Origin of the sequence: Candidatus Poriferisocius sp., assembly GCF_965214065.1 — a bacterium.
Lineage (GTDB): Bacteria > Actinomycetota > Acidimicrobiia > Acidimicrobiales > Bin134 > Poriferisocius.
The window spans coordinates 146,333-163,848 of record NZ_CBDCAT010000027.1 but is presented as its reverse complement, the minus strand read 5'-3'; the positions used below and the strand labels follow the sequence as shown (position 1 = coordinate 163,848).

At 64.0% G+C, this 17,516-nt stretch carries 19 protein-coding genes and 1 pseudogene; 7 read left to right on the top strand and 13 right to left on the bottom strand.

Annotated elements, in window-relative coordinates; translation table 11 throughout:
• The first annotated feature begins 3 nt into the window (after positions 1-3).
• Genes ACOOGG_RS07050 through ACOOGG_RS07040 form a run of 3 tightly spaced genes read left to right on the top strand, consistent with a single transcriptional unit; the run spans position 4 to position 1,917 of the window.
• Positions 4-462 (top strand): MaoC family dehydratase, encoded by a 459-nt coding sequence (locus tag ACOOGG_RS07050; protein ID WP_420433691.1) that lies wholly within the window; start codon positions 4-6, stop codon positions 460-462.
• 37 nt (positions 463-499) lie between these two features.
• Positions 500-1,441, top strand: coding sequence for a type I methionyl aminopeptidase (gene map / locus ACOOGG_RS07045; RefSeq protein ID WP_420433689.1), 942 nt, complete (start codon positions 500-502; stop codon positions 1,439-1,441).
• A gap of 47 nt (positions 1,442-1,488) precedes the next feature.
• Complete coding sequence (locus ACOOGG_RS07040) at positions 1,489-1,917, top strand: nuclear transport factor 2 family protein (RefSeq protein WP_420433687.1); 429 nt, start codon at positions 1,489-1,491, stop codon at positions 1,915-1,917.
• On the opposite strand, the gene ACOOGG_RS07035 is transcribed toward ACOOGG_RS07040, so the two are convergent.
• The 3 genes from ACOOGG_RS07035 to ACOOGG_RS07025 form a co-directional block, all read right to left on the bottom strand.
• The gene (locus ACOOGG_RS07035) at positions 1,914-2,738 is read right to left on the bottom strand and encodes a DegV family protein (protein WP_420433685.1); all 825 of its coding nucleotides are present in this window, start codon (positions 2,736-2,738) and stop codon (positions 1,914-1,916) included. The genes ACOOGG_RS07040 and ACOOGG_RS07035 overlap by 4 nt on opposite strands.
• Positions 2,739-3,989: an MFS transporter gene (locus ACOOGG_RS07030; RefSeq protein ID WP_420433683.1), complete on the bottom strand. Its 1,251-nt coding sequence runs from the start codon at positions 3,987-3,989 to the stop codon at positions 2,739-2,741. It lies immediately after the preceding gene.
• Between the two features lie 76 nt (positions 3,990-4,065).
• A complete protein-coding gene (locus tag ACOOGG_RS07025; protein WP_420433681.1) occupies positions 4,066-4,692 on the bottom strand; it encodes a glycerol-3-phosphate acyltransferase in 627 nt (208 codons plus the stop codon).
• A 104-nt stretch (positions 4,693-4,796) separates the two neighbouring features.
• On the opposite strand from ACOOGG_RS07025, the gene ACOOGG_RS07020 reads away from it, so the two are divergent.
• Complete coding sequence (locus ACOOGG_RS07020; protein ID WP_420433679.1) at positions 4,797-5,459, top strand: histidine phosphatase family protein; 663 nt, start codon at positions 4,797-4,799, stop codon at positions 5,457-5,459.
• Between the two features lie 10 nt (positions 5,460-5,469).
• Here ACOOGG_RS07020 and selD read toward each other — a convergent pair whose 3' ends face one another.
• On the bottom strand, positions 5,470-6,531 hold the full coding sequence (gene selD / locus ACOOGG_RS07015; RefSeq protein WP_420433677.1) for a selenide, water dikinase SelD: 1,062 nt from the start codon (positions 6,529-6,531) through the stop codon (positions 5,470-5,472).
• Positions 6,532-6,583: 52 nt separating this feature from the next.
• On the opposite strand from selD, the gene ACOOGG_RS07010 reads away from it, so the two are divergent.
• The 3 genes and pseudogenes from ACOOGG_RS07010 to ACOOGG_RS07000 all read left to right on the top strand — a co-directional run bounded on the left by ACOOGG_RS07010 (position 6,584) and on the right by ACOOGG_RS07000 (position 7,632).
• Positions 6,584-7,081 carry a nuclear transport factor 2 family protein gene (locus tag ACOOGG_RS07010; RefSeq protein WP_420433675.1) on the top strand — a complete coding sequence of 166 codons (498 nt, stop codon included), beginning with the start codon at positions 6,584-6,586 and terminating at the stop codon, positions 7,079-7,081.
• A pseudogene (locus ACOOGG_RS07005) lies at positions 7,078-7,176 on the top strand (DUF2510 domain-containing protein); the annotation flags it as partial. The gene ACOOGG_RS07010 and the pseudogene ACOOGG_RS07005, both read left to right, overlap by 4 nt.
• Before the next feature lie 84 nt (positions 7,177-7,260).
• Positions 7,261-7,632 (top strand): hypothetical protein, encoded by a 372-nt coding sequence (locus ACOOGG_RS07000; protein ID WP_420435198.1) that lies wholly within the window; start codon positions 7,261-7,263, stop codon positions 7,630-7,632.
• A 10-nt stretch (positions 7,633-7,642) separates the two neighbouring features.
• Here ACOOGG_RS07000 and ACOOGG_RS06995 read toward each other — a convergent pair whose 3' ends face one another.
• The 9 genes from ACOOGG_RS06995 to ACOOGG_RS06955 form a co-directional block, all read right to left on the bottom strand.
• The gene (locus tag ACOOGG_RS06995) at positions 7,643-9,877 is read right to left on the bottom strand and encodes a sensor histidine kinase (RefSeq protein WP_420433673.1); all 2,235 of its coding nucleotides are present in this window, start codon (positions 9,875-9,877) and stop codon (positions 7,643-7,645) included.
• A complete protein-coding gene (locus ACOOGG_RS06990) occupies positions 9,874-11,094 on the bottom strand; it encodes an ABC transporter substrate-binding protein (RefSeq protein ID WP_420433671.1) in 1,221 nt (406 codons plus the stop codon). Before ACOOGG_RS06990 ends, ACOOGG_RS06995 begins: the two co-directional genes overlap by 4 nt.
• A 68-nt stretch (positions 11,095-11,162) precedes the next feature.
• Positions 11,163-11,594, bottom strand: a complete 432-nt coding sequence (locus ACOOGG_RS06985; RefSeq protein WP_420433669.1) for an ATP-binding protein — start codon at positions 11,592-11,594, stop codon at positions 11,163-11,165.
• A gap of 57 nt (positions 11,595-11,651) precedes the next feature.
• The gene (locus ACOOGG_RS06980) at positions 11,652-12,803 is read right to left on the bottom strand and encodes a PP2C family protein-serine/threonine phosphatase (protein WP_420433667.1); all 1,152 of its coding nucleotides are present in this window, start codon (positions 12,801-12,803) and stop codon (positions 11,652-11,654) included.
• 4 nt (positions 12,804-12,807) lie between these two features.
• Positions 12,808-13,137 (bottom strand): STAS domain-containing protein, encoded by a 330-nt coding sequence (locus ACOOGG_RS06975; protein WP_419927546.1) that lies wholly within the window; start codon positions 13,135-13,137, stop codon positions 12,808-12,810.
• A 142-nt stretch (positions 13,138-13,279) separates the two neighbouring features.
• Positions 13,280-14,458 (bottom strand): lipid-transfer protein, encoded by a 1,179-nt coding sequence (locus ACOOGG_RS06970; protein ID WP_420433665.1) that lies wholly within the window; start codon positions 14,456-14,458, stop codon positions 13,280-13,282.
• A gap of 9 nt (positions 14,459-14,467) precedes the next feature.
• Positions 14,468-15,874, bottom strand: a complete 1,407-nt coding sequence (locus ACOOGG_RS06965; RefSeq protein WP_420433663.1) for an OB-fold domain-containing protein — start codon at positions 15,872-15,874, stop codon at positions 14,468-14,470.
• Positions 15,875-15,902: 28 nt separating this feature from the next.
• Entirely contained in the window at positions 15,903-16,703 is an 801-nt protein-coding gene (gene mutM / locus ACOOGG_RS06960) for a bifunctional DNA-formamidopyrimidine glycosylase/DNA-(apurinic or apyrimidinic site) lyase (RefSeq protein WP_420433661.1), read from the bottom strand.
• A gap of 3 nt (positions 16,704-16,706) precedes the next feature.
• Positions 16,707-17,510, bottom strand: coding sequence for a nucleotidyltransferase family protein (locus ACOOGG_RS06955; protein WP_420433659.1), 804 nt, complete (start codon positions 17,508-17,510; stop codon positions 16,707-16,709).
• Positions 17,511-17,516 lie beyond the last annotated feature (6 nt).

Genomic DNA, 17,516 nt, shown 5'->3' with positions numbered 1-17,516 from the left:
CCCATGGGAACCGTTTTTGCCACTGTTGACGACCTGCCTGCCGCCGTCGGCCAGCACTTGGGCTATAGCGACTGGATGGAGATCACCCAAGAGCGGGTGAACCAGTTCGCCGACGCCACCGGCGACCACCAGTGGATCCACATCGATCCTGAGCGAGCCGCAGCCGAGAGCCCCTACGGCACCACCATCGCGCACGGCTATCTCACCCTGTCGCTGACCAACATGTTCCTGCCCAGCCTCATCACCGTGGAGCAGCTTTCGATGGGCATCAACTACGGAGTCAACAAGGTGCGGTTCCCCGCCCCGGTCCCGGTGGGGTCAAAGGTCAGGGTGGGCGCCGAACTCACCTCAGTGGACGAGATCACCGGCGGCGTGCAAGCCGTCATCACCATCACCGTCGAAGTCGAGGACAGCCCCAAACCCGCCTGCGTCGTGGAAAGCCTCACCCGCTACCTGCGCTGAGCCCTGATACGGCGCAGCCCAGTAGAGTTAGCGGGCGATGGCCAAGCGCAAGCGGTCGCGGGGCGCGACGTTGGAGCGGGTGCCGGTTTCGGATCCGCCGGTGCGGCCGGGGCTGGTCGGTCCCCGGAGGCGAGTGCCTGGTCATATCGAGCGGCCTCCGTATGCTCGGACGGGGGAGCCGGGGCCGTCGGCGGCGTCGTCGGTGCGGAGCGCGGCGGAAATACAAGCCATGCGCCGGGCGGGGCAGATGGCTGCCGAGGTACTGCTGTTCGCCGGGAAACTGGTGGCCCCTGGGGTCACCACCGACAGTATCGATGCCGAAGTCCACGAGGAGATCGTGCGCCGGGGGGCCTATCCCAGCCCGCTCAACTATCGGGGCTATCCCAAGTCGGTGTGCACGTCGATAAACGAGGTCATCTGCCACGGCATCCCCGACAGCCGGGCGCTGGCCGACGGCGACATCGTGAACATCGACGTGACCGTATTCCTAGACGGCGTTCACGGCGACACATCGACCACCTTCGAAGTGGGAGAGGTGGACGAGCACTCCCGCCTGTTGGTGCGGGAAACCCGTACCGCCATGTACCTGGGCATCGCCGCAGTCAAGGACGGCGCGCCGGTGAACGCCATCGGCCGGGCCATTGAATCCCACGCCCGCACTCATCGGCTGGGAGTGGTGCGGGAGTTCATCGGCCACGGCGTTGGCACCGAGTTCCACTCCGGGCTCCAGATCCCCCATTACTACGAGCGCAACCACAACACGCCCCTGGCCACCGGCATGACCTTCACCATCGAGCCCATGCTCACACTGGGTTCCCCCGACCTGTACATGTGGGACGACCAGTGGACGGCGGTGACCGCCGACCAGCGCCGCAGCGCTCAGTTCGAGCACACCCTGTTGTGCCTCGACTACGGTGCGGAGATCCTCACCCGCACTCCCGCGGGAGAAGGTGCTGCCGAGGTCTTTTCCGGGGACTGACCGACTCGGCATTAGCTGAGGACGGGCAAACTTGCCATGATGGGGCCATGGCACTTCCCGTTGAAGACATCCTGGCCATCCAGAAGCTGGCCGCCGACTACAACCACCTGATCGACAGCGGCTCAGCTGAGGCTTGGGCCCAGCTTTTCGTGCCTGACGGCACGCTGGAGTTCGGCATGCCCGAAGGGGTCAAGGGCCACGAGGATCTGGCCGCGTTCGGCGCGGCCATAAACCCGGCCACCCGCCATGTGATCAGCAATCTGTCCATCGACGGGGACGGCAACGAAGCGATTGCGTCGGTGTACCTGGAGGTGTACCACACCGCACCTCCCGGTCAGCCTCGTGAGCTGGCCATCACCGGCGTGTACCGCGACCAACTGCGCAAAGAGGACGGAAAGTGGCGCTACGTGTCCCGCCAGTTGGTGCCCGACTTGGGCGAATGGGCACCCGCCCCCGAAACTGTTCCCGGGCTCTAGTCCCAGTACCAGGCCAGGCCGCGGACTCCGGTCCCGGAATTGATCATCATGGCCTGCCCGAACTCGCAGATGAACGCGTCGGCCGGCACGACCTCGGAAGTGACTGCGTCCATAAGCTCGGCGGCCCGCTCGGGAACGCCGGCATGGATGCACACCAGATGGAGCTGGCCGTCGCCGCCAGTCGGTTTTGTGCGCCGCCAGATGCCTAGGAGACGCTGAAGGGCGGCGTCGTCGCTGAGTGCGGGCCGAAGTCGGCGGATCACCATGTCATGAATGTCGAACATGGGACGCAGACCGAGCAGGTTTCCGGCCCGGCCAGCTAGGCCCGGCACCCTTCCGCTGCGGATCAGCTGGTCGAGGTTGGCCAGCGCCCCCACGAGCTTGACCCGCCCGGCTATCTGCTCGGCTCGGGCGACCACTTCGTCGAGTGTTGCCCCGGCCTGCGCCGCTCGGGCGGCGGCTACCGCTACCAGCCCCTGCCCCCCGGCCGCAGTGCGGCTGTCCACCACTGACACCGGGCAAGCCGCGCCCTTGGAGGCCAGTATCGCCGACTGGTGGGTGATGCTCAGCGAGGACGTCACCGTCACAACCACCACGCCGTCGCCCTGGTTTTGTCCGGCAATCGCCTCGGCGAATGCCCCTGGCGATGGGCCGGAAGACGATTGGTTCTTGGCGGCCAAGATCTCGGCGGTGTCCAGCTCCCCGTCGTCCACCGTTTGGCCGTCCACGGTGATGATCAGCGGGACCACGGCAATGTTCCAGCGGGAGCGCACCTCCCCGGGTAGGGCGGCGGTGCTGTCGGTGACAATGCCAACGGCCACTCAAGCCACCTTGTCAACATCGACAATCGGACGAACGGTGGCGGCCGAGGCCAGCACAATCAGACCCGAGGCCAACAGCACCGAACGGGTGCCGGGCAGCCCAGCCCCGTTCAGCCCGTCGCCGATGGCCCCTGCACCGAGCGCGGCGGCGCCCAGACCGATACGGATCACCACGTGGAACGCCGAGAAGGCCAGCACCCGCTCCTCCTCTTGGGGGATCCGGGCTTGGAGAGCGCTCATCCCCGATGTCAGAGCCACGGTGGCGCCGGCCCCGAAACCGGCCGCCCCGAGGAAGGTCAGCCAAACGGTGGGGCTCTGGCTCATCAGCGCCACGAGTGCCCCCATAACCAGTGCACCGCGCCGGGTGAGGACCAACAGATCGACATGTCGGGATTTGTGGGTGAGCGCCAGTCCAATGCCCGCTCCGGCGCCGAACAGCACGATGAGCACGCCGTATTCGATGTCGGAGGCATTCAGCTCCTCTCGCACCAGCTTGATTCCCAGCGAGAAAAGCGCCCCCAATCCGATGGCGGCGGCGGCGGTGGCCGGCAGAATCCGGCGCACCAGCGGCACCGACCAGGCGTCGCGCAAGCGGCCGGGGGAAACCGATAATTCACTGTCCAGCGCCACTGGACTCTCCCCGGCTGCCTCGGTGGAAGTGCCCCGGCCCTGAAGGCCGAGGGCTCGGGCGATGAAGAAGGCGGAAACACCGAAGGTGAGGGCGTCGATCCAGAACACCAAGGCGTAGGGGTGCGAGCCCAGCCAGCCATCGTCGAGCGGAAGGGCGGCGAACGCCGCGAATAGACCTGCACCAATCGGGATGTTGCCGTAGGACGATCCCATCATGGCGGCATTGGCCAAAGGCAGGTCGGACTCGTCGACCAATTCGGGTATGGAGGAGTCCCGGGAGGCCAGGAACACCACGCTGGGGGCCTCCAGCGCTAATGCCCACAAGTACACCCACCACAGCTCCTGTACGAAGGGGACCACGGCGATCATCCCGGCCCGCAGCAAGTCCATGGTGATCATGGTTCGGCGGCGATCCCAGCGGTTCACCAGCTTGGCGGCCAGCGTGCCCCCCAACGCCGCGGGTATGAGCCGGAAGGCCAAGATGCCGCCCACCGCGGCGGCCGAGTCGCTCAGGTGATCTACCAGCGCCATGAGGGCGAAGGTGCCCATCCAGTCGCCGAGCGCGGACGCCCCCTGCCCGACGAGGAGGCGACGGAAGTCGACCTGGGTGCGAAGGCTCAACGTTCTCTAGGTTGCCGACCTGGGGCCGGAGTAGGAAGTCTCACGGGGCTGTTGGTTTGGCCGGGGCTTCTCAGTCTCAAGGGTTGGACGGGGTTGCCGAGACCCAGCTGTCGTTGTCGAAAACCAGTCGGTGGGCGGCGGCCTTCAAGCGGTTCGGGGTCGGCAGCGGCCCATTGCCCAAAACGCGCTTGATCAGTATCGGGACAATGATCACTGTGCTGGCGATGGCGGCTTGGCCGCCGGCCACCAGCAGCAGGAAGGGGGGCAGCGCGGGCATGGTTATGAACACCACCAAGCCGGTGTGGCGCAGGATGCGGCCGAGGGCCAATCCCCCCAACAGGAAGAGCGCTGCCGGCCAGGCAATCACCGCGAACGCACCCAGGGCTGGTGACAGGCCCCGACCTCCGGCACCGTTGAGGAACATCGACCAGTTGTGGCCGATCACCGACACTGCGCCGGCGAATGCCATGAGCAGCCAGCGGTCACCCGCCAAGAATGGGCCGAGGGCGCCCTTGCCCACATCGCACAGGCCGCCCACTACCAAGGGGATGAACCCCGTTACGTGATAGAGGCTGGTTCCCGAAACCGTTCCTGTACCCACCTGGCGCAGGTCGGTTCGGGCCAGCGACTGGGCGATCATGTAGGAGAACGGGACCGCACCGGCCGCAAAAGCCACTATTAGCACCAAAGTCCCCCACATCATCGGTAGAGATTCTGCCCCAAGCCAGGGCTGCTTTGCCACAGGTTGATGAAGATGAATCTCTCGAGGCCCGGTATGAGAGTTTGGCGTGGCAAGATGGGGCCGAGATGAGCTCCGGTGAACGAACCCGCTTGTTGCTGATTCGCCACGGTGAATCGGAGGTAACGGTCAAACAGGTCATCGGCGGTGATCTGGCGTGCACGGGTTTGTCGCCGCTGGGACGCCGACAGGCCGAAGCCCTTGGAGAGCGATACATGCAGAGCTATGAGCCCAAGGTGGATGCGCTGTGGTCGAGCACGCTGCCCCGGGCAATAGAGACGGCCGATCTGCTGTCTCCTTCGCTGGGCGGATTGAAGGTGCATACCCATCCCGACCTGGTAGAGCGCCGCCCTGGAGAGGCCGACGGTGTGGGCTACCAGGAGTTCGGCTCCTTGTTCGAGTGGACCGGGGACTTCCACCCCCACTTGCCACTCGCACCTGGAGGGGAGAGCTTGGCGGCCTTCTCCTATCGCACCGGCCAGGCGCTCTATGAACTGGTTGAGGGATATCCGGGTACCACCATGATGGTGGTGTGCCATGGCGGCGTGATCGACATCGCCATGAGGCTCTTTATGGGCCTGGGGATGAATTCGCAGTTCGTCCTGTGGACCCTGAACACCTCCATCACCGAGTTCGTGACCACAGATGAGCCCGGAGTGTGGCGGCTGGTGCGATACAACGACGCCGCCCATTTGGACGGAATGCCACCCCGCACCGAGCCTGCCGAATAGACCAGGCGGCTCAACTCACCACGATCGCGCCGGGATCAGTTGCGGTAATTTCGCCTACTACGGCCGCGGTGTGACCAGTGTCGTTCAATCGAGCTACCGCATCGGCAGCCGCGCCTGCTGAACAGCAAAACAACAGGCCACCGGAGGTCTGGGCGTCGGCCAGCATGGTCAAGATCCGCTGGTCGTCAGATCCTCTGACCAAAGGACGCACATGGTCGAGGTTGCGGGTTGTTCCGCCCGGTGCAAACCCATTGTCCAGCAGCTCCCAGGCGCTGGGAAGCACGGGCACGGCTTCTGCCCGTATCACCGCGCCGGTGCCGCTGGCGGCGGCCAGCTTCTGGAGGTGGCCCAGCAATCCGAAACCGGTGATGTCGGTGGCCGAGGTGGCATTGGCTTCGATGGCAGCCGAAGCGGCCTCGTCGTTCAGCCGGGTCATCTGGGCCACGGCTTCGGTATAAGTCTCCGCCAGCCAGCCGCCGGACTGGATCGCCTCGGGCTTGGATCGCTTGACCGCGGTGGCCAATAGCCCAGTGCCCAGCGGTTTGGTCAGTACCAGCGACTGCCCGGGTTGGGCTCCGGCGTTGGTCAACAGGGTCTCCTCGTCGGCCTCTCCGGTGACGGCCTGGCCGTACATGGGCTCGGGACCGTCCACCGTGTGGCCGCCGACTACTGCCCAACCTCCCTCCGCAGCGGCTGCCGCCCCGCCGGCCAGCACTTCTGAGAGCACCTCCAACGGAAGCTCGCCATGGGGCCAGGCCACCAGATTCAGCCCGAACCGCGGCGTGCCGCCCATGGCGTAGACATCGGAAGCGGCGTTGGTGGCGGCGATGCGACCCCACGTGTGAGGGTCGTCGACCACTGGAGCGAAGAAGTCGGCGGTCGAGATCAGGGCGCGGCCTTCCCCAAGACGCCACACCGCAGCGTCGTCACCGGTCTCGGTGCCCACGATCAGGTTCTCGTGGACCGGGGTTGGCAGAGAGCGCACGACCTGCGCCAGCTCGGCTGGCCCGAGCTTGCCGGCTCAACCGGCGCCGTGGGAGTAAGCCGTGAGCCTTCCGGTTTTCGGGTTCACGGTTCCGACGCTACCGGGCCGTAGCTGGTTGCGGTGGGTTAGCTTTGCTCTCGTGTCCCCTTACGAGCAGGCAGTGCGGTCGATCAAGGCTCTCATGTACACCTATGCCGAATGCGTGGACTTGGCCCGTTTCAACGAGCTCGGCGAGCTCTTCTCCCACGGCGAGCTCACGTCCACCAGCGCAGCCGACTCTGGCGACGGCATGTCGGGCGACGATGTTGCCGCCTTTTACGCCGCCACCAACAAAGTCCACGGCGATGGCACCCTGCGCACCCGGCATGTGGCCAGCAACGTGATCGTCGACGTCGCCGAAGACGGTCAGACGGCCACTGCCCGCTCGTACTTCGCCGTTCATCAGGGCACCGATGCGCTGCCGTTGCAGCCCATTGTCGCCGGCCGTTACGAAGACGACTTCGCCTTGGTTGACGAGCAGTGGCGATTCGCCCGACGGATGGTAATTGTCGACCAGATAGGGGATATGCGCGAGCACCTCACCTTCGACCTTTCCAAGGGAGACGTGCGCTACACCGACTATGTGGAGCCAGAATGAGCGACCCGCCAACTCGCCGGGCGCCACCGGGCTGGTACGCCGAGCAGGGTAAGGGTAAGTATCGATATTGGGACGGTGGGTTGTGGGTCGAGCAGCTGGCCAGGCCGGTCGGGGGCGGGAACGGCAACCGACCCTCTTCGAGCCAGCAAAGAATCGGGCTCGCTTTTTTGGGAGCTGCGGTGGCCTTGCTGGTCACCGGACTGGTTCTTCCCTGGGCCGAAGACGACGCAGGCGATCAGGGAGTTCTGGACGGCGACTTACCGTGGCTGGTGGGCCCAGGGGGCGTGGCTGATTCGTGGCTGCTGATCTTGATGGCCGCCTTTACGCTGTGGGCGCTTCAGGTGTTTGCGTTGGCTGGGAAGAGCCAACGAATGTGGCTGGCAACTTTAATCGTGGGACTGGCAGAAATGGGCTTCTGCATCGCAGAAGGACTGGCAATGGATGGTGACCTGGATTTGGCCGGGACCCAGGTTGGCCTGGGTCTGTTTGTGGCCTATGCGGGAGGGGCGGCAGCCGCAATTGGCAGTGTACTGCTCAGACCTGCCAGATAAGAATGGCTGGCTAAACGTCGTCACCCTCGTCGTCTGGGTCGCCTGTGTCTTCGGTGAGGACGGTGTTGGGCTGCTGGCGGGTCAACGGCAATTCCACCACCATCTCGGTGTACTCTCCGGGCTCGGTTTCCACGGTGATGGTGCCGCCGTGCTCGCGAACGACGTCGTTGGAGAGCGCCAGGCCCAGGCCGGTGCCCTCGTTGGTGGGCTTGGTGGTGAAGAACGGGTCGAAGATCTTTGCGGCCACATCGGGAGGGATGCCGCCTCCATTGTCCCGCACGCTGAGGATGGCGCTTTCTTCGGTACGGCGGGTCTTCAACACCACGGTGGGCACGTAGTCGCCGAGTGTGCCCGACTCCATGAGCTCCTTTTGCCTCTTGTTAGTGGCGTAGCCGGCGTTGGCCACAAAGTTCAAGAACACTCGCCCCATGTCTTGAGGGACCACTTCAAGTTCACCCATATCGGGGTCGAATTCCTCTTCAAGGGCGACCTGGAACTCGTTGTCTTGGGCCCGGGCGCTGTGGTACGCCAGCAGCGAGTGCTCGTGGATTAGATCGTTGATGTTGGTCAATTGCGTCTCGCCCCCGCCTCGGCCCATCAGCAGCATGTCCTGAACAATTCGGTTGGCCCGTTTGCCGTGGTTCTGGATGCGCTCGAGATTGTCGTTCAGGTCTTGGTTGATATCTGCAATCAAGTCCTTTTGCTCATCGGTGAGGCTTTCTTCGAACTCCTCATATATCTCGGCCATCTCTTTCAGCAGTTCAGCCGACGCCGCGGAGAAGTTGTTTATGAAATTGAGCGGGTTGCGGATCTCGTGGGCAACGCCGGCGGTGACCTCGCCCAGCGCGGCCAGCTTTTCCCGGGCGACAATTTGGTCCTGGGCTTGGCTCAGCTCGGCCAGCACCACTTGCAGCTCGTTGTTGCGCTCACTCAGCTCTTGGGCAAGCTCCTCGACCAGGTTCAGCCGCTGGATCTCCAGGGCCTGGCGGCGGAACATCTCCAGCGCTGACGCCATCTCGGCTATCTCATCGCGACCGCTGACCTCCACCTCCTCTTCCAATTCGCCTTTGGCCAGCGTCCGCATGCGAGCGGAAAGCCGTCCGATCCGGCGCAGCAGAACACGGCCTACGAAGAGCCAGGAGATCAGTCCGGCGACGAGGACGCCGATGGTGCTGATCAGCACCAGCAGGATGCGGGCGGTGCTGATGGTCTGCGCTGAGTTCTCGGTGGCCTCGTCGGCGCTGGCCTGGGCGGTTTGGACGATGGCGTTGACCTCAGCTAGGAGATCGACGGCCACTTCCTGGTTTTGGGCCAGAAGGCTGTCTTGGCGCTCAATGATCTCCAACCGGTCAGCCGAGACTTGGAAGGCGCTCTGGTCACCGCTGCCTAGAGCCAACAGGTCGTTGATCGATGATTCCAGCCCTGGGACCATTGCCGACTCGGCAATGGACGACAGGCTGATTTGAATGCGATCGGCGGCTGATTCGAAGCTCTCTATAAGCGGTTCGACGAATTCGGACTCCGATGCGATGAGGGCGCTGCCCATGAGTTCGGATACCCGGGCGACATCGGCCTGCAATGCGTTCAGGTGTCGGTAGAGGAGGAGTTCGTCACCTGAAGTTCGGGTAATGGCATCCGTCGGCTCGGTGGTGAAGTCTCGAAACCCCGTCACCTGGAAGAAGAGCTGGTCGTCAATGGCAGGGATGATGATGGCCTGGGCCTCATCTCTCAGCGCGGGAATCTGGACCTGGAGTCCTTCGATCTGCCTGTTCAAGCCGTAGAAGTGGGGGATGTCGGATGTAATCGTGGTGATGTTGCTCTCCAGGGCATCGGCGGCCTCGGCGATGCCCTGAACGTGGATGTCATCGGGGTTGTCGCGCAAAAGGGGCCTCAAGCGCTCTTGGAACTGGGTCTGAGCTTCGGACACTTCGGCAGAGATCTCGATGAACTGGTCGGGTGGCGCAGTGGTCAGCCGGGGGGCGGCGGCCACCAGCGCATTGCTGAACTCAGCCAGGCTGAATGCGCGGGCCAGCTCAGGCACACTCTCCTCGCTTACCCGCTTCTGGCTGCGATCCACATTGGTGAACGAGATCCAGCTCACAACGCTGGCCACAATTGTCAAGATGACTGCACTGAAAATCCCCGCGTAAAGCTGGCTGGAGATCCGTCGGTGGATCGCGGGCCTCTGAGCCTGGGTGTTGGAGTCCCCCGATGCCGAGGTTTCAAGGTCGATTGGCTCGGTCATGGGTTGGCATCTCCCATTGAAGTCTCCGAGCGGTACCTGCCGTTGGCGTCTATCGCGGTCAAAAAGACCGCATCGGAACCCTGGTTGTCCACTGTCTGGGTGCTTTCGTCGCCGAAATCCAGGACGAATCCATCGATTTCGAAGCGGCCGGCGCCCAAGATGTTCTCCAAGAAGCAATCGCGGGTGAGATCTTCCCCGCAGCCCTCCAAGCCCGAAATGGCCAATCGGCCGGCGATATAGCCCTCCAAGGACACAAATCCCGGGTCGGCTTCTGGGTCGTAGGCCACCAGGGCATCGGTGTAGGAGGCAACAACGGGGATGGAGAGGTCGGTGGGGAAGGGAATCACTTGGGTGACGTAAACGCCCTCGCCCCTGGCGCCGAGTTCGTCGGCCAGAGCGTTGCTGCCCACAAACGAGACGGTCATGAAGATGGGGTCGAACCCGATGTGGCGGGCCCAGGAGATGAGGGCCGCCACCGGCTGGTAGGCGCCTATAAGGATCACCGCCTCGGGGTTGCCCAGCCTCAGGTCGAGCAGTCCTGATTTCACCGCGGTGGTGTTGCGGGGATAGACGCCGGTGGCCACCAGGTTCATCCCCCGGCGTTCGAGCGCGGCCAGCGCCCCGTTGTACCCGGCCCTGCCGAAGGAGTCGTCTTGGAACATCACCGCGATTCGAGTTATGCCCAGATCGGTGGTCAGCCGCTCGACCATCTCCTCGGTCTCTTGGGCGTAGGAGGCCCGCAGATTGATGATGTTGTCCCAGTTGTCGTCTCGGAGAAAGCCGGCGCCTGTGAACGGAGCGACATAGGGGATGCCCGCTTCGGCAGCCACCGGGGTGGCCGAGCGGGATGTAGGCGTGCCCACCGCGCCGATCAATGAGAACACCTGCTCGTCGTTGATCAGTGCTTGGGTGTTGATGATGGCCGCTTCGGGCTCGTAGGCGTCGTCTCGAGTTGTGAGTTCCAACGTGCGTCCGTGCACACCGCCATTTCGGTTGGCCTCTTCGAAGGCCGCCATGATTCCCAAGTTCATGTTGATGCCCAACTGTTGGGCAGGGCCGCTGAAGGCGGCCGACTGCCCGAAGACCACACGGTCGTCGAAGACCCCCGGAACCCCACCGCTTTGGGTGAGGGTCTCAGGGGCGCTGGAGGTCGCTACGGGAGTGGCTTCAGGTTGTAAGGGGTCGTCGGGAGAATTGGATCCGCATCCCGACAGCACGAGGGCAACTGCGGCAATTGCCAGGGCAGCTTGCCGCGCTCTAGGCAGGCTTCTTTGTGCCGAATGCCTCACGACTCGGGGTGTACGACGAGCTTGAGGTGGTTGCGGTTGTTTTCCCGGCGGTATTCCAGCTCCTCGCCCATGGTCCGCACCAGATAGACCCCCAACCCCCCGATGGGCCGCTCGGCCAAGGGAAGGGTGACATCGGGCTCGGGGGCGTCGGTGAGCGGGTTGAAGGGTGCCCCGTCATCGGTGAGGCAGATGGTGAGCACATGTTCCGCGGACTCCAGCTCAAGGTCAATCTTGGTGAGGCCGCTGGTGTCGCCATGGGTAAGGGTGTTGAGCACTAGCTCTTCTAGGACCAGGTTGGCCCTCATGGTCAGCGTTATCGGCCAGTCGCCTTCCTCGGCCATCTCATTGAGGATGTCCTCGATCAGGGGCAATGCGTCGGAGGGATGACCCTGTTCCGGTGGGTGAGATAAGTGCAGGGATCTTTGCATTTCACCAGTTCCTCGTGTCGGGCAGGGGAGGCAGTGACCGGTCGAGGAGTGCGAACATCAGGGGCGTCGAAGGGTCAGGCAGGTGATGTCGTCGGATTGGGGGGCATCACCTGCGAAATCCCGCACCTGCTCGAATATTGTCTCGTTGGCGGCCAGAGCGCTGGCGGGCGGGTTGCCGTCGAACACATCCGCCAACCGCTCCAGCCCAAACTGCTGGTTTTCGGCGTTCATGGCCTCGGTCACCCCGTCGGTGAACAAAACGACGGTGTCGCCTGGTGCCAAGGTGACCGTTTCTTGGGTGTAGACGATGTCGGGGGCGATTCCGAGCGCCACGCCCTTGGTGAGCGGCAGTTCGGTGACGGCGCCGTCGGCGCTTACCAGCATCGGGGGGTCGTGGCCCGCGATGGAATAGGTGAGCGTGCCGGTATCCGGGTTGAACAGGGCGTAGATGAGGGTGACGAACATGAACGTGGGGTTGTCCTGGTGGAGCTGGTTGTTGACTTCCTCCAGCACCATCTGGGGGTCCCGGACGCCGATGGCCGCTCCTTTCAACGCGGTCCGGCTGGACATCATGAACATCGATGCGGGAATGCCCTTGTCGGATACGTCGGCCACGACTAGGGCAACTTGCTCATCGAGCTTGAAGAAGTCGTAGAAATCTCCGCCTACGTTGCGGGCCGGCTCCATGTTGGCCGAGACCTCGTACGTCTCGGTGACCGGCGGGTTCTTGGGCAAGATGGACTGCTGGAGTTGGCTGGCGATGCTCAACTCGTTCTGGAGGGCCACGAGCTGGTCCCGCGAGGACAGCGCCTCGCGCCACTCGGCCAAGTGCTCCAGCGTGCGGGTGATGGTGATCTTGAGGTCGTCGAAATCGATGGGCTTGGTGATGAAGTCGAACGCCCCCCGGTTCATGGCAGTGCGGATGTTGTCCATGTCGCCGTAGGCGGAGATGATCACCGCTCGCAGATTGGGATCCACCCCGGGAAGCTGCTGGAGCAGGGTGAGCCCGTCCATCTTGGGCATGTTGATGTCGGACAGCACCATGTCGATGGTGGGGTCGGCGTTGAGCTTCTCCAGGGCCTCCACTCCGTCACGGGCGAATACGAACTCGTATTCGTTTGACCGGATCTGGCGGCGCATCCGCTGCAAGATCAGAGGCTCAAGATCCGGCTCGTCGTCGACGACCAGGATCCTGTAGGTCTGGGTCAAGGGATTACCCCTGTTTGGCGTCGTCTACCGAGGGGAATACGTTGATGATCTGATCGAAGCCGCTAATGCGGAACACGTCGCCTACTGCTTCGGTCAGAGAGCAGATGCTGAACGACTTATTCTGCTTATCGAGGTTCTGGGCCGCCATGAGCAGCACGCGCAGCCCGGCGCTACTGATGTACTCAAGACCGCCGAGGTCCAAGATGATCTTTTGGTCGCCGGGATCGAACATCCCTTGCAGAGACTCGAGGAAGTCGGAGGCGTTAGATCCGTCGACCCGGCCAGATGCATTTACGACCAGGGTGTCGCCGGAGCGGTCGTGACTGAATTCCATGTTGTGGGCCTCTCTTGTTGGGTCCTGTCCTGGATCATTTTGTCAGCCGGAATGATACACAAGCCAATGGACCCAAGGACAGAGAAGCGCCAATTTGAAGCCAGATGGGCCCGCGTAACTGAGAAATTGCCAGAGATAGAGGTCAGCTGGGCTGGGAGAGGATGAGCGCGCTGGTGGGAACGGCGGTGCCGGCAGTGGCCAGAACATTCTCCACGTTGTCGATTTGGTTCATCGATGTGCCCCGGATCTGGCGCACGCCTTCGGCGATGCCGTTGAGGCCGTGGATATAGGCCTCCCCGAGTTGTCCCCCGTTGGTGTTGATGGGCAGGCGGCCATCTCTTTCGAGGTGGCCGTCGCGGATGAATTCCTTGGCCTCGCCTCGGTCGCAGAACCCGAACTCCTCTAGCTGGGGGAGCACCAGCGGGGTGAAATGGTCGTAGATGATGGCGGTTTGGATGTCGTCGGCCGACAGGCCGCTCGACTGGTAGAGCTGGCGGGCGCACAGTCCCATCTCGGGGATGCCGGTGATGTTGTCCCGGTAATAGCTCCTCATCATGTGCTGGTCTTCGGCTACCCCTTGAGCGGCCGAGGCGATGACCGCCGGTGTCTGCTTGAGGTCTTTGGCCCGCTCGGCGGTGGTCACCAGCAGAGCCTGAGCGCCGTCAGTCTCCTGGCAGCAGTCCAGCAGCCGCAGCGGCTCGACGATCCAGCGGCTGTTCTGGTGGTCTTCCAGGGTGATGGGCCGCTGGAAGAAGTGGGCGTAGGGGTTGGTGGCCGCGAAGGCCCGGTCGACCACCGACACCCGGCCGAAGTCCTCGGTGGTGGCGCCGTACTCGTGCATATAGCGGGTGGCGAACATGGCCACCCATGAGGCCGGCGTGACTAACCCGAACGGCGAGCTCCACGAGAAGCTGACCTCGACCGCTTCGGCGCCGGCGGGCCGGTCCTGCACCCCAGCCCCGAAGCGGTGCCAGGAGCGCTCGTTGAAGGCCCGGTAACACAGCACGTAGTCGGCGGCGCCGGAGTACACGGCTTGGCATGCCACCGCGACCACGCCACACGCCGCGCCCCCGCCGTGATGGACCATGGAGAAGTGGGTCAGCTCTTCGATGCCCAGGTTTCTGGCCACCTCGATCTCGGGGTTCTGCTCGGCCGAGTAGGTCACCATGCCGTTGACCTTCTCAGGCGGAAGGCCGGCGTCCTCACAGGCGGCCAGACAGGCTTCCACCGCCTGGTCCATAGGAGTGCGGCCCGAGTCCTTGGTGAACGGGGTGGCACCGATCCCAGCGATGGCGGAGTGGTAGGCGTATTTGAGGGTCATGGTGATCTCCTAGTGGCGGGGCAGGGCCAGGTCGATGGTTCCGGTCACATGGGGGCCGCGACTGTTCTGTCCTCGGAACGAAACTTCGACGATGTCGGTGCCATCGGTTTCCCGCTTGGCGGTTACCGATCCCGACATAGTCATGCAGTCGTAGGGGTAGTTGGGGGCCCCGAGGCGGATCTTCAGGTTCTTGAACACGGCGTCGGGGCCGGCCCAGTCGCTGATGTAGCGAGCGGAGAGGCCGCTAGAGGTCAAGATGTTCATGAAGATGTCCTCAGACCCCTTCTTTAGGGCCATGTCCCGGTCGTGGTGCACATCTTGGTAGTCGCGCGACGCGATGGCGGTGGACACGATCAGCGTGGGGGTAAGCGGAATCGGGCAAAGGGGCAGCTCATCGCCCACGCTCACCTCGTCGAAGGTGAGCGTGGTTGGGTTGCGAGGCACCCGGGCGGGTCTGAATACCGGCAGGCTCACATCCTCATGGGTCTGCATGTGCCAAGCCTCCAGCGGCATGCCCACCTTGAGCTGACCGGGGTCGCAGTCGGTGATGTTGGAGACTAAGCGGACGCCTTCTTCCAACTCCACCAGCCCGATGTTCAGCGGGTAGTCGAAGGAGGGGACCCGGGGGTGGTGGGACACCACGAAGGAATAGAGCGTGCCCTTGCCTGAGGCAACTGTGTAGCCCATTTCGGTGGACCCGCAAGCGGGGCAGCGGTTGCCGGGTGGATGTTGGAGTCGCCCGCAATTGAGGCACTGCTGGATGCGGAGTTCGCCGGCCCGGCTGCCCTGCCAGAAGAAGTCGGTGTCCTGGTTGCGGCTGGGCCGGGGGCGGGGCGGGCGCTCGGATGCGATGTCGCCGTCGCTGGGGCTGGCGGTACGTCCGGTGCCGGGTCGGAACTTGAGGATGCGGAAGAACATGGAACCGACGTGGTCGCCGTGCTGGTTGTGGTACTCGGTCTCGGTGGTTACGAAGTGTCCGATGCCCAGAGCGGTCTGCTTCTCTTCGGAGACGTCCACCAGCTTGACCACGCCGGTGAGATGGTCGCCGAGCTTGAGGTAGCGGTGGTAGACGTGCTCGGAGTTCGTGGCCACCACGCCGACATAGCCGGCTTCGTCCAGCATGGCGTACACCCCGGACGCTGGGTCTTTGGGGTCGTTTACCCGGGGGACCAACCCGATCATGGTCCAGGCGTTGAGCATGGCCGGAGGGGCGGTGATTTCCCCGTGGGGGCCGCTGCTGGCCGTGTCGGGGTCGGTGTAGAGGGGGTTGGCGTCCTCCGTGGCATCGCACCAGTGGCGAATCATGGGCTGGTTGACCGGATCGCGAGCAGTTGTCGGAGTGCCGGTGCTCCCAACCTCTCGGCGCAGCTTGGCCATGAACGCCTCTTTCTGCGCGTCGGTCATCTCGTCGCTCATGTTCTCTCCCCTTCGACCGGAGCGGACGTTATCGCGGCTGGCATTGAGGGCAGAAAGTAAGCGTGCGAGCGTCGTAGGTGCGATGTTGGAGCGGGGTGGCGCAGCGCAGACAGGGTTGGCCCGAGCGGCCGTAGCAGGCCAGGGCGTGCTGATGGCTGCCCTCGTCTCCCTCGGCGTTGCGATAGTCCCGCAGGGTGGTGCCTCCATTGGCCAAGCCGGCCTCGAGTACCTCAACTAGGGCGCCGTGGAGTCTGGTGGCCGCGGGCCGACTGATCTGGCGTTTGGCCGGGTGGATGCGGGCGATCCATAGCGCTTCGGTTCCGTAGATGTTGCCCACGCCGGCCACCGGTTTCTGGCTCAGGAGCTGGGTGGGGATGCGGCGGCGGCTCTTTCGGAGGGCTTGATAGAAGGCCTCTGGGGTGAATTCAGGGCTGAGGGCGTCAGGGCCTTGGGCGGCCAGGGTGGGAATGGTGTCGTACTGGCCCGCGGTCACGCAGCGGATGCGCCCGAACCGGCGGACGTCTCGGTAGACGAGGACTTCGTCGCGGTCGAGTTGCCACCATGCTCGGATGTAGGGGTTGTCGGGGACTTCTGATGCGATGGCGAGGGCGCCGGTCATGCCCAGGTGGATGATGAGCTCTTGCCCATCGTCTAACGGCGCGATTAGGTACTTGCCTTTGCGGCGCAGTCCCTGGATCGTGGTGCCGATGGCTTCTTTGGCGGGGGTGAACTTCTCTGAGGGGTGGCTGTCGGCCTCCCTGATGAGGCGATCTTGCAGCCGGGCTGCGAGTTGACGGCGGATCGTCTCGACTTCGGGCAGTTCGGGCACGGATTAGCGGGAACTGAGGGCGGCGCGGGCGACCTCTAGATCGTCGGGGTTGGTTACGCCGATCCAGGTCTCTTCGGTGTTTACTACTCGGACGGTGAGCGCGCCCTTCTCCATTTCGGAGGCGACGGCGTGGGGAAGGAGGTATTCGGCGGTGGGGCTGTCGCCGTGTTCTTTGAGGAATTGAGTGAAGCCGTTTTGCAGGCTGTCCATGAATCGCGGGGAGAAGGCCCACAGGTTCATGGACACGATGGTGCTGGCAGGGAGCGCGTGGTCGGCTCGGGAGATGCCCTCTTGCTCGACTATTCCAGTGAGGCGGCCGCCGTCTACTCGGCACACCCCCCGGGTTACGGTGCCCTCGGCGGGCAGGGTGTGGTCGAGGTGGTAGCCGCACAGCCAGCCCTCGTTTGGGGCCATACTCTCGATGGCCTGGGCCAGGGCGCCGTACGCGGTGGGGCCGTAGTAGTCGTCGGCGTTGCACACCACGAACGGACCGGTCACCGCGTCGGAGGCCGATAGCACGGCGTGAGCGGTGCCCCACGGTTTGGGCCGGGGAGGGCCGTGCTCGTTCTGGCGCACGTAGGCCACTTCGAGGTCGGCAGGCAGGCCCCCACGAGACTCGAAGTGCCGTTTCACGTCGGCCTCGATGTCGCTTCGCACAATCAGCACCACCCGGTCGGCACCCGCGGCTTGGGCGTCGCAGATGGCGAAGTCCAAGAAGGCCTCGCCGTTGGGCCCCACCTGGGCGAGCTGTTTGGTTCCGCCGAAGCGCGACCCCAGCCCCGCGGCCATCACCACCAGTGTGAACATGCTCTA